This window comes from Thalassotalea sp. G20_0, from assembly GCF_017744175.1.
Taxonomy (GTDB): Bacteria; Pseudomonadota; Gammaproteobacteria; order Pseudomonadales; family Endozoicomonadaceae; genus Endozoicomonas.
In genome coordinates, this window is the sequence record NZ_JAGHQV010000470.1 from 1 (window position 1) to 573 (window position 573).

Here is a 573-nt window from a genome sequence, read left to right on the forward strand (position 1 = left end):
AGGCGTTATGTTCACACACAGAGAAAAAATCAGCACCTATGAGTTTGAGAGTTCTATAGATTCTAAATGAAAAAGATAAAACTGTTTTTCACAAATATATTTGTATGCTTTTATGTTTTATTTGTTGGATTAATGTTTGTAGTCCTACTATTTGACGTAATAAAAACAGATAATATTGAATGGGTTGGCTTGGGTGGTCATGTTGTATCTAAAAATGTTGAAGAGAATATAACAACCAAAGGCACAAGTTGGTGTCCTCGGGTAAAGTATGAATACCAAATCAATGATATAAAATATATTAACGATAAAATCTACAAAAACACACCTTGTGAATTAACCAAGCATTCAGCAAGGTCCGAGATAAAAGAGTACAAAGAAGGGCAGGCTGTACAAGTATTTTATAATGCAAATGATCCTGAAGTATCAGCATTAATAATTGGTCTAAGCTGGTTTGACTACTTCAAAGTAGTTTTAACATTCATAGCTACTGTTTTCGGAATCTTTGTACTAATCATCGTGAACATAACAAAAAAATCCAGGTGACGCCTACGGCGCACCTGATTTTGGCGTTAG

1 protein-coding gene is annotated in these 573 nt (G+C 33.5%); it reads left to right on the forward strand.

The window, feature by feature from the left end:
- The first annotated feature begins 66 nt into the window (after positions 1-66).
- Complete coding sequence (locus J7438_RS27095) at positions 67-543, forward strand: DUF3592 domain-containing protein (protein ID WP_209279112.1); 477 nt, start codon at positions 67-69, stop codon at positions 541-543.
- Positions 544-573 lie beyond the last annotated feature (30 nt).

Coding starts and splice junctions, on each gene's coding strand:
- J7438_RS27095 (WP_209279112.1), top strand. CDS start 67: ATGAAAAAGATAAAACTGTTTTTCACAAATATATTTGTATGCTTTTAT.